The 15,033-nt window shown below is 65.3% G+C and carries 12 protein-coding genes; 8 read left to right on the plus strand and 4 right to left on the minus strand.

The features are described from left to right. Positions 1 to 13 precede the first annotated feature (13 nt). Together PO768_RS09470 and argC are read right to left on the minus strand one after the other, a co-directional pair. Positions 14 to 448 (minus strand): GNAT family N-acetyltransferase, encoded by a 435-nt coding sequence (locus PO768_RS09470; RefSeq protein ID WP_272645857.1) that lies wholly within the window; start codon positions 446 to 448, stop codon positions 14 to 16. Next, positions 448 to 1,389, minus strand: coding sequence for an N-acetyl-gamma-glutamyl-phosphate reductase (argC, locus tag PO768_RS09475; protein ID WP_269839601.1), 942 nt, complete (start codon positions 1,387 to 1,389; stop codon positions 448 to 450). The genes PO768_RS09470 and argC overlap by 1 nt, the downstream gene beginning before the upstream one ends. A 45-nt stretch (positions 1,390 to 1,434) precedes the next feature. On the opposite strand from argC, the gene PO768_RS09480 reads away from it, so the two are divergent. The 6 genes from PO768_RS09480 (at position 1,435) to PO768_RS09505 (ending at position 8,997) form a co-directional block, all read left to right on the plus strand. After that, complete coding sequence (locus PO768_RS09480; protein WP_442953206.1) at positions 1,435 to 1,977, plus strand: RBBP9/YdeN family alpha/beta hydrolase; 543 nt, start codon at positions 1,435 to 1,437, stop codon at positions 1,975 to 1,977. Between the two features lie 16 nt (positions 1,978 to 1,993). After that, on the plus strand, positions 1,994 to 2,911 hold the full coding sequence (locus tag PO768_RS09485; RefSeq protein WP_262972213.1) for a ParB/RepB/Spo0J family partition protein: 918 nt from the start codon (positions 1,994 to 1,996) through the stop codon (positions 2,909 to 2,911). Between the two features lie 398 nt (positions 2,912 to 3,309). Next, a complete protein-coding gene (locus tag PO768_RS09490; RefSeq protein ID WP_137945367.1) occupies positions 3,310 to 5,232 on the plus strand; it encodes a PrkA family serine protein kinase in 1,923 nt (640 codons plus the stop codon). 14 nt (positions 5,233 to 5,246) lie between these two features. Next, on the plus strand, positions 5,247 to 6,527 hold the full coding sequence (locus PO768_RS09495; protein ID WP_137945366.1) for a YeaH/YhbH family protein: 1,281 nt from the start codon (positions 5,247 to 5,249) through the stop codon (positions 6,525 to 6,527). Between the two features lie 86 nt (positions 6,528 to 6,613). Next, positions 6,614 to 8,122, plus strand: a complete 1,509-nt coding sequence (locus PO768_RS09500; RefSeq protein WP_272645885.1) for a SpoVR family protein — start codon at positions 6,614 to 6,616, stop codon at positions 8,120 to 8,122. A gap of 104 nt (positions 8,123 to 8,226) precedes the next feature. Then, entirely contained in the window at positions 8,227 to 8,997 is a 771-nt protein-coding gene (locus PO768_RS09505) for a PEP-CTERM/exosortase system-associated acyltransferase (protein ID WP_272645859.1), read from the plus strand. Positions 8,998 to 9,009: 12 nt separating this feature from the next. Here PO768_RS09505 and PO768_RS09510 read toward each other — a convergent pair whose 3' ends face one another. Together PO768_RS09510 and PO768_RS09515 are read right to left on the minus strand one after the other, a co-directional pair. Further along, on the minus strand, positions 9,010 to 10,431 hold the full coding sequence (locus PO768_RS09510) for an FAD-binding oxidoreductase (RefSeq protein ID WP_272645860.1): 1,422 nt from the start codon (positions 10,429 to 10,431) through the stop codon (positions 9,010 to 9,012). Between the two features lie 82 nt (positions 10,432 to 10,513). Then, positions 10,514 to 13,018, minus strand: a complete 2,505-nt coding sequence (locus tag PO768_RS09515; RefSeq protein ID WP_272645861.1) for a penicillin acylase family protein — start codon at positions 13,016 to 13,018, stop codon at positions 10,514 to 10,516. 141 nt (positions 13,019 to 13,159) lie between these two features. Here PO768_RS09515 and PO768_RS09520 point away from each other — a divergent pair, with 141 nt between their 5' ends. Together PO768_RS09520 and PO768_RS09525 are read left to right on the plus strand one after the other, a co-directional pair. Next, positions 13,160 to 14,662: an OmpP1/FadL family transporter gene (locus PO768_RS09520; RefSeq protein WP_272645862.1), complete on the plus strand. Its 1,503-nt coding sequence runs from the start codon at positions 13,160 to 13,162 to the stop codon at positions 14,660 to 14,662. A gap of 78 nt (positions 14,663 to 14,740) precedes the next feature. Beyond that, a complete protein-coding gene (locus tag PO768_RS09525; RefSeq protein ID WP_137945361.1) occupies positions 14,741 to 14,983 on the plus strand; it encodes a hypothetical protein in 243 nt (80 codons plus the stop codon). Positions 14,984 to 15,033 lie beyond the last annotated feature (50 nt).

Below are 15,033 nucleotides of genomic sequence, written 5' to 3' on the forward strand. Positions count from 1 at the left end.
GTACGAGCGCGGCTCAGTCGCGCGGCTTCCAGACCTTCAGCAAGGTGTGGCGCGTGAAACCGGGCACAAAGTCGTGGACATGGGCGATGCAGGCATAGCCGAGGCGTTCGTAGATCTCGGCCACCTCGTCCAGCAGGGTCTCGATCAAGGCATCCACGCAGCCGCGACGCAAGGCCTGAGCCTCCAGCTGGCGCAGGCAGTCGCCACCCAAGCCCTGGCCGCGATCAGCATCGCGGACCCACAGATAGCTGACATAGAGGCGCTGGAACTCGGTACGGCCCCAGGCACCAGCGATCAGCTCCTCGCCTTCGTACAGCGCACAGGCAATATCGGCCGCATCGCTGCCCTGGGCCTGCTGGCGGCCATGGCTGATCACGCCGTCACGGATCGCCTCCAGCGCCGATTGCGGCACGGCGTCATCGCGACGCCACTGCCGCGTTGCGCTCATCAGAGGCCCAGGCCTTCGTCCAGGCCCAGATGCACATTCATCGCCTGCACGGCGGCGCCGCTGGCGCCCTTGCCCAGGTTGTCCAGGCGGGCCATCACCAGCACCTGCGTGTCGGAGCCGAACACGAACAGGTCGACCCGGTTCGTGTCATTGCAGGCCTGCACATCGAAGAAGCCTGCTTCCAAGGTCGCCGCATCGCGCAGCGGCATCACGCGGATGAAGCGCTCGCCTTCGTAATGGGCCGCCAGCGCCTGCTGGATGTCCTCTGCCTTCGCACCGGCGCGCAGCTGGCTCAGATGCAGGGGCACGGTCACGGCCAGGCCCTTGTAGAACTTGCCGACAATGGGCATGAAGACCGGTGCGGTCTTCAACCCCGTATGCGCCATCATCTCGGGCAGATGCTTGTGGGCCAGGCCCAGCGCATAGGGGCGCGGCGAATCCAGCTTGGCGTCGCCGCCGGCCTCGTACTGCGCAATCATCGATTTGCCGCCACCCGAATAGCCGGTGATCGAGGTCGCCGACACCAGGGCGTCGGCCGGCAGCAGGCCGGCATCGACCAGCGGACGCAGCGCCAGGATGAAGGCGCTGGCATGGCAGCCGGGATTGGCGATGCGCTTGGCGGCGCGGATCTTGGCGCGCTGCTCGCGGGCCAGCTCGGGCAGACCGAAGGCCCAGCCGGGCACGGTGCGGTGCGCGGTGCTGGCGTCGATCAGGCAGGTGTTGGGGTTGCTGATCATCGCGGCCGCCTCGCGCGAAGCCACATCGGGCAGGCACAGGAAGGCGACGTCGGCCGCGTTCAGCAGGCGGGCGCGCTCGGCCGGGTCCTTGCGCTTGTCGGCATCGATGCGCAGCACCTCGATGTCTCGACGTGCGGCCAGATACTCATGAATGCGCAGGCCGGTCGTGCCCTCTTGACCATCGACAAACACCGCGTACGTCATGACATCTCCAGCACAATGAGCAACAAAGGAAGCGAAGCATAAAGCATGACGATGTCTGACGAACGCGTGTTGTTGTTGCCCGGTTGGCTGAACTCCGACCCTGATCACTGGCAAAGCCGCTGGGAGCGGCAGTTCGGCTACCAGCGAGTCGAGCAGGCCGACTGGCAATGGCCGCGGCGTGGCGACTGGATGGCCCGACTGGACGAGGTGCTGCTGGCCGATCCGCGCCCCGCCCTGCTGATCGCACACTCGCTGGGCTGCCAGCTCGTTGCGGCCTGGGCCGAACACTCGCAGCACACGGCTCGGGTCACCGGCGCTCTGCTGGTGGCGCCACCCGATACCGAGGCCGAGCACATGCCGCCGCAGCTGCACAACTGGCGGCCCATCCGCCGCCCGCGCCTGCCCTTCAAGGCCATCGCCGTGGTCAGCAGCGACGACCCCTACTGCGATCCGGCACGCGCCAGCCAGATGGCGGCCGACTGGGGGGCCGAGCTGGTGATCGCCGGCCCGCGCGGCCATCTGAACAGCGAATCCGCCCTGGGCGACTGGCCCGAGGGTCAGGCCTTGCTGGCCTCTCTGAGGTCATAAGCGACAATCCGCCCCTATGGTCACGAAAAAACCCAAAGGCCTCGGCATGGGCCTGGAGGCCCTGCTGGGCCCCAAAGTCAGCGAGAACGCTGGCGCCGCCGCCCGCGACGGCGAACCCAGCAGCCTGCGCCTGGAGCTGATGCAGGCCGGCAAATACCAGCCGCGCACCCGCATGGACGAGGGCTCGCTGTACGAGCTGGCCGAGAGCATCAAGGGCCAGGGCATCATGCAGCCCATCCTCGTGCGCCCCATCAGCGCCGAGGCCTCCAAGGACGGCGAGGCCCGCTACGAGATCATCGCCGGCGAACGGCGCTTCCGCGCCGCCAAGCTGGCGGGGCTGCGCGAGGTGCCGGTGCTGGTCAAGACCGTGCCCGACGAGGCCGCGGCCGCGATGGCCCTGATCGAGAACATCCAGCGCGAGGACCTGAACCCGCTGGAAGAAGCGCAAGGCCTGAAGCGCCTGACCGAGGAGTTCGGCCTGACCCACGAGCAGGCCGCCCAAGCGGTGGGCCGCTCGCGCAGCGCCGCCAGCAATCTGCTGCGCCTGCTGCAGCTGGCCGAGCCGGTGCAGAACATGCTGATGGCCGGTGATCTGGACATGGGCCATGCCCGTGCGCTGCTGCCGCTGGATGGCGCCCACCAGATCACCACGGCCACCGAGATCGCCGCCAAGAAGCTCAGCGTGCGCGAAGCCGAGAAGCTGGTCGCGCGCCATCAGGGCGCGGGCCGCCAGTCGCCCTTGCTGCGCGTCAAGAACGACAAGAGCCGCGACCTGCTGCGCCTGGAGGAAGAGCTGTCGGATTTGTTGACGGCCCAGGTCGAGGTGCGCGTCAAGAAGCGCACCAAGCGCGGCGAGCAGGGCGAGGTGTCGATCCAGTTCGGCTCGCTGGACGAACTCAACGGGCTGATCGACCGGCTGCGCGGCCCGCAGTAAGTTGGCAGGTAAAGCCGCGCAAAGCCGTGACTCGTTCACGGCTTTTTTGATGGTCGCGGACAAAGCTGGCACGCCCTATGCATATTGATATTCGCAGCCCTTCCACCGCTTTCGGGGGGTCGGCACAGGGGGTCAGGTCTTGCCTTGCACGAAAAATCACAGAAGGGCGTAGCATGGTGTCAACGCAGGGAGCATTCGACGTGTTGAAGGACTAAGACAGGGCTTATCCTGCATTCAAGGCCTCGGCCTTGAACGAAGCTAGAGTTGAAGAGATCACGCTGAACCTCGGAAAGCTCTGATGACGCCTCGGCCCAGATTTAGGGGCGCCATCAGAACTTCCCAGACGACGCCGGGTAGCCCATGACCCGCGCCGTCTCACCCCGACACAGGAGGTCAGCATGGACGTGATCAGCAGCTTCGCCGCTCGCTACGAACGCACAAGGGTTGAAGAGATCTCTCTCGAAGAGTATCTGGCCGAGTGCAAACGCAATCCCCTCGCCTACGCCACCGCAGCCGAACGCATGCTGCAGGCCATCGGCGAGCCGCAGATGGTGGACACCCGCAACGACACGCGGCTGTCACGCATCTTTGCGAACAAGACCATCAAGATCTATCCCGCCTTCGCCGAGTTCTACGGCATGGAGGACGCGATCGAGCAGGTGGTCAGCTACTTCCGCCACGCCGCGCAGGGGCTCGAAGAAAAGAAGCAGATCCTCTATCTGCTGGGCCCGGTCGGCGGCGGCAAGAGCTCGATCGCCGAACGCCTCAAGTACCTGATGGAACAGGTGCCCTTCTACGCGCTGGCCGGCTCACCGGTCAACGAGTCGCCGCTGGGCCTGTTCAATGCGGCCGAGGACGGCCCGCTGCTGGAGAAGGAATACGGCATCCCGCTGCGCTACCTGAACCGCGTGATGAGCCCCTGGGCCGTCAAGCGGCTTGAGGAGTTTGGCGGCGACATCCGCCGCTTCAAGGTGGTCAAGCGCTATCCCAGCGTGCTCAAGCAGGTCGGCGTGGCCAAGACCGAGCCGGGCGATGAGAACAACCAGGACATCAGCTCGCTGGTCGGCAAGGTCGACATCCGCAAGCTCGAGACCTATGCGCAGGATGATCCCGATGCCTACAGCTATTCCGGCGGCCTGTGCCTGGCCAACCAGGGCCTGCTGGAGTTCGTCGAGATGTTCAAGGCGCCGATCAAGGTGCTGCACCCGCTGCTGACCGCCACCCAGGAGGGCAACTTCAAGGGCACCGAGGGCTTTGGCGCGATTCCCTTCGACGGCATCGTGCTGGCCCACAGCAATGAGAGCGAGTGGAAGACCTTCCGCAACAACAAGAACAACGAGGCCTTCCTCGACCGCATCTACATCGTCAAGGTGCCCTACTGCCTGCGCGTCAGCGAAGAGGTCAAGATCTACGAGAAGCTGATCCGCGGCTCCTCGCTGGCCGAGGCCAAGTGCGCGCCCGGCACCTTGAAGATGATGAGCCAGTTCGCGATCCTGACGCGGCTGAAGGAGCCGGAAAACTCCTCGCTGTATTCGAAGATGCAGGTCTACGACGGTGACAACCTGAAGGACACCGACCCGCGCGCCAAGAGCTATCAGGAGTATCGCGACTACGCCGGCGTCGACGAAGGCATGAGTGGCGTCTCGACCCGCTTCGCCTACAAGATCATCTCCAAGGTCTTCAACTTCGACAGCGCCGAGGTGGCGGCCAATCCGGTGCACCTGATGTATGTGCTGGAGCAGCAGATCGAGCGCGAGCAGTTCCCGGCCGAGACCGAGCAGAAGTACGTCGGCTTCATCAAGGAGCTGCTGGCGCCGCGTTATGCCGAGTTCATCGGCAAGGAAATCCAGACCGCCTATCTGGAAAGCTATAGCGAGTACGGCCAGAACATCTTCGACCGCTACGTCACCTACGCCGACTACTGGATCCAGGACCAGGAGTACCGCGATACCGACACCGGCGAGGTGTTTGATCGCTCGGCGCTGAACGGCGAGCTGGAGAAGATCGAGAAGCCGGCCGGTATCAGCAACCCCAAGGACTTCCGAAACGAGATCGTCAACTTCGTGCTGCGCGCGCGCGCCAACAATGCCGGCAAGAACCCGGCCTGGACCAGCTACGAGAAGCTGCGCACCGTGATCGAGAAGAAGATGTTCTCGAACACCGAGGAGCTGCTGCCGGTGATCAGCTTCAATGCCAAGGCCAGCGCTGACGAGGCCAAGAAGCATGAGAACTTCGTCCAGCGCATGGTGGACAAGGGCTACACGGCCAAGCAGGTGCGTTTGCTGTGCGAGTGGTATCTCAGAGTCCGCAAGAGCTCATGATCTGAGGAGCCCCGATGCTTCAACAAATCATCGATCGCAGGCTGTCAGGGAAAAACAAGTCGATAGGCAACCGCGAGCGCTTTTTGCGCCGCCACAAGGAGCAGATCCGCGAGGCGGTGAAGCGGGCCGTCGACGGCCGCGGCATCCGCGATATGGAGCGCGGCGAAGAGGTGCGCATCCCGAAGAAGGACCTCAGCGAGCCGGTGTTCGGCCATGGCGAGGGCGGCGTGCGCGAGGTGGTGCGGCCCGGCAATACCGAGCATGTGCGTGGTGACCGCATCGCCAAACCGCCCGGTGGCGGCGGTGGCCAGGGCGGCGGCAAGGCCAGCGACTCGGGCGAAGGCGAGGACGACTTCGTCTTCCACCTCAGCCGCGAGGAGTTCATGCAGGTCTTCTTCGACGACCTGGCCCTGCCCAATCTGGAACGCACCCAGCTGGCCGACACGCCGGAATACAAAAGCCACCGTGCCGGCTATGTCTCGGACGGCACGCCGACCAATCTGCATGTGGTGCGCTCAATGCGCGGCGCCTTGGGCCGGCGCATCGCGCTGGGCACCAGCAAGCGCCGCGAGCTGCACGAGCTGGAGGAACGCCTGGACCTGCTGCACCGCGAGGATGCGCGCAAGCCCGACGTCCAGGCCGCGCTGCAGGAGACCGAGGCCCGCATCCTGTTCCTGCGCCAGCGCATCAAGGCCATTCCCTTTCTCGACCCGATCGATCTGCGCTTTCGCAACCGCGTGCGGGTGCCGGTGCCGACCAGCCGGGCCGTGATGTTCTGCCTGATGGATGTCAGCGGCTCGATGGACGAGAGCCGCAAGGACCTGGCCAAGCGCTTCTTCATCCTGCTCTATCTGTTCCTGACCCGGCACTACGAGAAGATCGAGGTGGTCTTCATCCGCCACCACACCCAGGCCCAGGAGGTCGACGAGCAGAACTTCTTCCACGCCACCGAGACCGGCGGCACCGTGGTCTCCAGCGCTCTGGTGCTGATGGAAGAGATCATCCGCGAGCGTTATCCGCGCAGCGAATGGAATATCTACGGCGCCCAGGCCAGCGACGGCGACAACTGGCACCATGACAGCGGGCGTTGCCGCGAGCTGCTGGCCGACAAGATCCTGCCGCTGTGCCGCTACTTCGCCTATGTGCAGGTGGCCGAGGCCGAGCAGAACCTCTGGGAGGAGTACGCCAAGCTCAGCGACGAGGTCGGTCACTTCGCGATGCGCAAGGCCGTCGAGGCCTCGCAGATCTACCCGGTCTTCCGCGAGCTGTTCAAGAAGGAAGGGGCCAGCAAATGAGCGTGATCGAGAACCGCCGCCATATCGGCATCGCCCCCGACAAGCACGAGTACGGCGGGCGCCGCCACCGCGAGCCGCTGCGGCAGATGCTGCCGCTGAAGCAGCGTCCCGGCGCGCCCCTGCCCTCGCCCAGCGACTGGACCTTCGGCCTGATCGAGGACTATCACGACGTGATACGGGCCACGGCCGAGCGCTACGGCCTGGACACCTATCCCAATCAGCTGGAGGTCATCAGCTCCGAGCAGATGATGGACGCCTATGCCTCGGTCGGCATGCCGGTCAACTACCGGCACTGGAGCTATGGCAAGGAGTTCATCGCGACCGAACGCAACTACTCGCGCGGCCAGATGGGCCTGGCCTACGAGATCGTCATCAACTCCGACCCCTGCATCGCCTATCTGATGGAGGAGAACACCCTGGCCATGCAGGCCCTGGTGATCGCCCACGCCTGCTACGGCCACAACAGCTTCTTCAAGGGCAACTACCTGTTTCGCATGTGGACCGATGCCTCGTCCATCATCGACTACCTGGTCTATGCGAAGAACTTCGTTGCCGAATGCGAGGAGCGCCATGGCCTGGACGCGGTCGAACAGACGCTGGACTCCTGCCATGCGCTGATGAACCACGGCGTCGACCGCTACCGCCGCCCGGCCAAACTCTCGCTGGCCCAGGAGCGCGCCCGTCTGCACGACCGCGAAGCCTATGCCCAGCAGCAGATCAACGACCTCTGGCGCACCTTGCCGCGCCGGGCCGACAAGGCCGAGGAGGAGAAGGAGGCGCGCCGCTTTCCCGAGGAGCCGCAGGAGAACCTGCTGTACTTCATCGAGAAGAATGCGCCGCTGCTGGAACCCTGGCAGCGGGAAATCGTGCGCATCGTGCGCAAGATCGCGCAGTACTTCTACCCGCAGCGCCAGACCCAGGTGATGAACGAGGGCTGGGCCACCTTCTGGCACCACCGGTTGCTGAACCAGATGTATGACGATGGCTATCTCAGCGACGGCATGATGATCGAGTGGCTCAAGTCCCACACCAATGTCGTGGCCCAGCAACCCATGGCCAATCTGAACCCCTATGCGCTGGGCTTCGCGATGTACACCGACATCAAGCGCATCTGCGAGAAGCCCACCGACGAGGACCGCCGCTGGTTCCCAGACCTGGCCGGTGCCGACTGGTTGCCGACGCTGGACCATGCGATGCGCAACTTCAAGGATGAGAGCTTCATCGGCCAGTACCTGAGCCCGCATCTGATGCGCGAGTTCCGGCTGTTCTCCATCGTCGATGATGCCGCGCAGCGCGAGTACGAGATCTCGGCCATCCACGACGAGGCCGGCTACCAGCATGTGCGCGAGGCCTTGTCGCGCCAGTACGACCTCAGCACCCGCGAGCCCAATATCCAGGTCTGGAACGTCAATCTGCGCGGCGACCGCTCACTGACCCTGCGCCACACCCAGCATCAGAACCGGCCCCTGCATGAGAGTGCGCAGGAGGTGCTCAAGCATGTGGCGCGGCTGTGGGGTTTCGGCGTCCATATGGAGAGCGCCAACGACAAGGGCGATATCACCAAGCGCTGGAGCGTGCCCGCCCCCGAGCATTGATTCGAGACAAGGTCCTGTCCCTGCTTTCTTGTTTGCCGGGATTTCTGCCCTGCCTACGCCCGTTCGCCCTAAACTCCTGCCAAAACAGCCCGGGAGGCGCAGCCATGAACCCGTCATCTGATCGCAGAAATCTTGGCGGAACCTTCAGCGAGATGTTTGTGCTGACGCCCGCCCTGGACCCAGCCAGCATCGAGCAGGTCTATCGCGTCCGGCACGATGTGTATTGCCGGGATCTTGGCTGGGAGCCGGTGCGCGAGGACGGTATGGAGACCGACGCCTTTGATGCGCACTCCGTGCACTGCCTGCTGCGCCGCCGAGATAGTGGCGAAGCTGTCGGTTGCACCCGACTGATATTGACACAGCCCGAGGCGCCCGAGGATCCGCTACCGTTTGAAAAGAGCTGCAAGGACGTGATCGACCGCAGCCTGGTCGATCCCGCGCTATTGCCACGCCACACCATTGGCGAGGTGTCACGGTTGGCGGTGGTGAACACCTTCAGACAGCGCAAAGGCGAGGCCGGCAACCCCGTAACGGTCAGCGAGGAAGACTTTGAATCGCGGGGGGGCGTCCCTCGCTTCCCCTTCATCCCGGTGAGCCTCTATCTCGGCGCAGCAGCGATCGCGCGTCACCTCGGTATCGAGCATGTCTTCGTGCTGACCGAGCCGCGCTTGGCCAGCCACTTCACACGCATAGGTTTCGATATCCGCCATATTGGTGGCGCTATCGAACACCGAGGCACACGGGTACCCTCGGTGCTGAGTTCCAGCAAGGTGGTCGCCGGCTTGCGTCCGCTGATCAAACCACTTTACGAGGTGATCGAGGCCTCGGTCGAGGCCGCGTTCAAAGCACACCCATACTCGAAAACGCTTCGCTGACGCGCGGCGCTGTCACAGCGCGAAGATCTTGCCGGGATTCATGATGTTGCGCGGATCCAGCGCCAACTTCAGTTGGCGCATCACGGCGACCGCGCCCTCGCCCGCCTCCTCGACCAGAAAGCCCTGCTTGTGCAGGCCGATGCCGTGCTCGCCGGTGCAGGTGCCCTCCAGGCGCAGCGCGCGCTGCACCATCTGGGCGCTGAGACGCTCGGCGGTCTCGCGCTCGGACGGGATCGCGGGGTCGATCAGGTAGCCGAGATGGAAGTTGCCGTCGCCGACATGGCCGACGATGAAGTAAGGCAGACCGGCCTCCTCAACCTCGCGCACCGATTCGTTGATGCTCTCGGCCAGGCGCGAGATCGGCACGCAGGTGTCGGTCGTGACACAGCGGCAGCCGGGCTTGGTCTGCAGCGCCGATAGATAGGCGTGGTGGCGCGCGGTCCAGAGCTTGGTACGGGCCTCGGGTGTGGTCGCCCATTCAAAGTCCTCGCCGCCAAACTCGCGGGCGATCTCCTGCACGGTCTCGGCCTGCTCGGCCACGCCGGCCTGCGAGCCGTGGAACTCCATCAGCAGCATCGGCGCCTCGCGCAGGCCCAGCTTGTCGTGCAGATTGACGGCCCGCACCGAATGCGCGTCCAGCAGCTCGCAGCGCGCGATCGGCACACCCATCTGGATGATCTGTATCGTGGTCTGCACCGCCGCATCAATGCTGGGGAAGAAGCAGATCGCCGCCGACAGCGCCTCGGGCAGCGGGTAGATGCGCAGGCTGACTTCGGTGATCACGCCCAGCGTGCCCTCGCTGCCGACGAACAGGCGCGTCAGGTCATAGCCGGCGCTGCTCTTGCGGGCGCGCGAGCCGGTGCGGATGATCTCGCCCTGCGGCGTCACCACCGTCAGCCCCAGGACGTTTTCGCGCATCGTGCCGTAGCGCACCGCGTTCGTGCCGCTGGCCCGCGTCGCCGCCATGCCACCCAGCGAGGCATCGGCGCCGGGGTCGATCGGGAAGAACAGGCCGCTGTGGCGGATCTCGTTGTTCAGCTGATTGCGGCTGACGCCGGCCTGCACCGTCACGGTCAGGTCCTCGGCGTTGACTCGCAGGATCTCGTTCATCCGCGAGACATCCAGGCTGACGCCGCCCTGCACCGCCAGCAGATGGCCCTCCAGCGAGGAGCCGGCGCCATAGGGGATCACTGGCACATGGTGTTCATGGGCCAGCGCCAGCACCCAGGCCACCTCCTCGGTGCTCTGCGCAAACACCACGCAGTCGGGCGGCGCCACATCGAAGGGCGACTCATCGCGGCCGTGCTGCTCGCGCACCGCCAGCGCGGTGGCGCAGCGCTCGGCAAAGCGGGCCTTCAGCGCCTCCAGCATCGCGGCCGGCAGGGGCCGGCGCTCGGCGGCGAGAAGATGGGCGGGTGGGGAAGAAGCATTCATCGCGGGCGCTCCGGGTGTCCGAAGCGCCCATTCTGCGCGTTTGCGACGGCCGTCTGAGCGCGATGCGCCCAGACCTTGGCGCTCACTCGCTGATGCTCATGCTCTTGTAGGCCGGGTCGGCCTTGATCTCGGCCTCGCTCAAGGGCAGCTTGGACCACTTGGCCACCTTCAGGAAGATGTCCGAGTAGAGCTTGGTCTGGTCCGAGAAGTGCGGCGACAGCAGATGGCTGGACTGCGAGTAGGTCAGCACCCCCTCGGCCACCGGGCCGTTGGCATCGAAGGTGACGAACTGCATATAGCTGTTGCCATAGACCGGATCACCATAGAGGCCCGAGGCGCCCAGATTGCCGCGCACATTGTTGAAGGTGTAGCGGCCTCCGGGGAACGGGATCGGCGCACTGTCACGGATGATCACCTGCTTGCGCGCATTGACCTCCTCCAGCGCGAACTTGTTGGTCGCGAACCATTGCACCGTATCGGCCAGCAAGGTCACGGCCTTGGTGTTGGCGGTGTTGAAGCCGCGCGGCGTCATCACCGGGTCGGCCGCGCTGAAGGGCACGCGCCAGTAGCTGGCCTCCTCCAGCTCGCCGGCCAGCTCATAGAGCTTGCGGAACAGCAAGGCGCCCGGATCGGTCAGGCCCTCGGTCTTCTTCCAGATGGCCAGCACGCCGCAGGCCTTGGTGATGTCGGTGTCGACGCCGTTCGTGCCCTTGACGACGATGGGCTGCGGCTTGCCGGCGCAGGTGGCGGCCAGGAACTCGTCCAGCCACATCTCGGCGCGGAAGAAGCGGCTCTTGGCATAGACCTGCTGCAGATTGGCGAGGGTGAAGCGGTTGCCGCCCAGGCCATCGGCATTGCTGAGCCGGTCCTTGACCTGGACGATGCCCATGCGGGTGCGCTCGCCCTGGGGCATGCCTTCGGCATCAGGCCCGGTGGCGATGATCTTCGGGAAGGCCGTCAGCCGCACCTGTTCATTGGGCAGCCAGTGGCTGTCATTGGCATTGACGATGTAGTCGTCGCGCAGCACATAGGGCCGCTGGGTGGCCGGGATCGCGCCGGTCCACTGGCAGCTGCTCTTGCTGCCGTCCATCAGCACCAGGCCGCGCGTGGCCAGCAGGAACTGACCCGTGGGGCTGTTGACGCAGGCACCCAGCTGGGCATCGCTGACATTGGCCGCCACCGAATAGTTGGCGTAGAGGGCCTTGCCGTTCTTGTCGGCCGCCATCGTGTTGACCCAGGGCATCGCGTTGTGCGTGGCCAGGTTCTGGCGCAGGCTCTCGGCGCTGGTGGACGTGCTGTTCAGCAGGGCCTGGTCGATCAGCTTGTAGTTCGTGTAATTGGCATCGCGGATCACAAAGGCCGCCGCACCACTCCAGCTGAAGGTAGCACCGTCGCTGAGCAGCGGGCCGAAGTCGGTGCCGTACAGCGTGCGCTGATGCGTCTTCAGGCTGCCATCGGGCTGCAGGGCCTCGACCGTCAGCGCGGTCTTGCTCATTGCCTTGTAGCTACCGTCGACCTGGTAGCGGGTCGGGTCGGCCGGGTCCAGCTTCAGCTGGAACAGCGTGAAGCGGTTGTCGGTGGAGAAAGTGTGGGTCCAGGCCACGTCCTTGTTGAAGCCGATCAGCGGCACCGGCGCCCCCAGCAGGGTGGAGCCGAAGACATCGAGCTTGCCGGGAATGGTCAGGTGCAGCTTGTGCAGGCGCAGCGCGCCCCACCAGGGGAAGTGCGGGTTGCCCAGCACCATGCCGGCGCCGCTCTGCGTCACCTCTTTGCCCAGGCCATAGCCATTCGAGCCGACCGCGTGCTCGAACAGCGGGTTGGTCGCCTGCACCAGTGGGCTGTTCAGCACCGCCAGCTGGCTGCGCTGCATCTTCAGCGCCTTGGCGCTCAAGGCCGGGGCGGCCGCCACCTTGACGACCGGCGGCTGGGCACTGCCGATGGCCTCGATGAACTGGATCGAGCTGCCGGCCATCGCCGCCTGGCTGAAGCGCCAGTAGGCCTCGTCCTCGGTCATCGGCTTGACCCAGGCCGCGCCCTTGCACTCGACCGGCAGGCCGTTGACGCCCTTGTCGCGCAGATAGCGGTTGTAGCCGGCCACAAAGCCGCTGACCAGATCGCGCGTGTCGGCGCCAGCGGCGGACCGCATCGCCTGCGCCAGGGCCGGGGTCAGGTGCAGCTTGTAGAAGAAGTCGGAGGCCAGATTGGGCGTGGCGGTACCGAACTGGCCCAGATAGTTGATCGGCACGCCCTTGGCATCGAAGTCACCGAAGTAGCGCGAACGCTCGCCGCGCATCGTCACCAGCTCCTGGGCGAACAGGCAGACATGGTCCTCGGCAAAAGCGTAGCCGTAGCCATAGCCGGCGCCCTTGAAGTTGTCGGCCTTGATATGGGGCACGCCGTAGCTGGTGTAGCGGATCTCGGCGGCGAAGCCGGGCGCGGCCGGCGGTGGCGGCGCGGTCGGATCGGCATCGCCGGAGCCGCCACAGGCGCTCAGCAGCGCGGCCAGGGCCAGCAGGCTGCAGGCGCCGGCGACCGGGGTCAGGCCTTGCCTGCGCGCGGCAGTCGGCGTTTTTGTCTGTCTTGTCATCGGGTGTCTCCTTAGTGTTTTATCGCGACAACGGCCTGTGCGAGCCGTAACGCGGAGCGGGCTTCCGTATACGTCAGGCAGGCTATCATCAAATGCAAAAGGCCAGCTACCCGGCCTACCCTCAAAACATACGGAGACCGCATGCGATTCGCCCCCACACCTCTGTTGCTCGGTCTGCTGTCCGCACTGAGCGCCTCCTCCGTGATGGCCTCGGGCTATCACTTCGGCTCTCAGTCGGCCTCGGCTCAGGGCACGGCCAATGCCAACGCCGCCGAAGCCGGCGACGCCACGGTTGTGTTCTACAACCCGGCCGGCATGACCCGCCTGGACGGCACCCGCGCCAGCGGCGTGCTCAATGTCGTCGTGCCAGAAGGCAAGTTCAAGGACCAGGGCAGCGTCACCTCGCTGGGCCTGCCCATCAGCGGCAGCAACGGCGGCAAGTTCGTCGAGGCCACGGCCGTGCCCCATGGCTACTTCACCCACAAGTATTCGGACCGTCTCAGCCTGGGCCTGGGCATCTTCGTGCCCTTCGGCTCCAAGAGCGAGTATTCGACCGACTGGACCGGCCGCTACAACAGCATAGGCACCGAGCTGAAGACCCTGGCCTTCAACCCCTCGATCGCTTTCAAGCTCAATGAGAAGCTGAGCCTGGGTGCCGGCCTGACAGCCCAGCACATCGAGGGCAAGCTGTCCAAGGCCGCCGACTTCGGCTCGGGCGCGATGAATCTGGTGATCGAGCAGCAGGTGGCCGCGAATGCGGCGCCGGGCGTGCCGCTGGACGTGGTGCGCGCCGCGGTGATCAACCAGCTGGGCGGGCTGATCAAGCAGGTCTCCGGCAATCCAACCTATTCAGGCCGGGTCGATGTCGAGGGCAAGGACTGGGGCTTCGGCTTCAATCTGGGCCTGATGTATCACTATGACGAGAGCACGCGTTTCGGCATCGCCTATCGCTCGCGCATCAAGCACCAGCTCAAGGGCGAATCGCAATGGCAGGTGCAGACCCCCGCCGGCACTCTCGGTGCGCTGCTGAACGCTGCCCTGCCCGGCGCCGGCACCCAGGTGCAGCAGCGCCTGGTCGGCCTCTATACCGACAGCGATGCGCGCCTGAAGGTGAACACGCCGGAATCGCTGTCCTTCTCCTTCTACAAGGAGCAGGACAAGAAGTTCGCGGTGATGGGTGATGTGACGCTGACCAAGCATTCGCGCTTCCAGGAGCTGCGCATCGACTTCGCCAACAACCTGCCCGACTCGACCACGCCGCAGCGCTGGGAAGACACGGTGCGTGCCTCGCTGGGCGTCAACTACAAATGGAGCGATGCGCTGGCCCTGCGCGCTGGCGTGGCCTTCGACCAGTCGCCGGTGACCGCCGCGCGCCGCACCCCGTCGATCCCAGACAACGATCGCACCTGGCTGTCCGGGGGCTTCAACTGGAAGCTCGACAACAAGCGCTCGGTGGACTTCGCGATGAGCTATATCCATGTGGCCGACAGCCAGATCGATATGTTCGACAACGGCGGCCAGCGCAATGCGGTCGGCTCGGCCGTCTGCAACACGGCCGGCAATACCTCCAGCTGCGCCACGCTGCGCGGCCGCTATCAGCTGAGCTCGGTCCTGTTCGGCCTGCAGTACAACCATCAGTTCTGAACCCGGGTCGGCGCCGGCTTGCCCCCAAGGCCGGCCGGTGCCACCATAGAGGCCTGTTCCTGATGAAGGAGATCGGCCATGTCGGATCCCGCCAGCCTGCTCTTGTTGCTCGTCCTGCTGCTGGCCGTGATCGGCGCGCTGCGCTTCGATCTGATGGGCCTGATCTGGCGCGAGTGGCTCAAGCTCGGCAACAAGGGCAGCGCCCTGCCGCCGGCCGACTCCGCCCACGGCCCCTATCAGGGCCGGTCCGGCCACCTGCCGCATCGCAGCCCGGCCGCCGCCCACAAACCTGACTTCCACCGCAGCGGCCGGCGCGGCTGACCCCAAGGCCGAACTCGGGCAAGATGCGGGTCTTCCCAAGACCCGCAGAC

Origin of the sequence: Paucibacter sp. XJ19-41 (assembly GCF_028462495.1) — a bacterium.
GTDB lineage: Bacteria > Pseudomonadota > Gammaproteobacteria > Burkholderiales > Burkholderiaceae_C > Roseateles_E.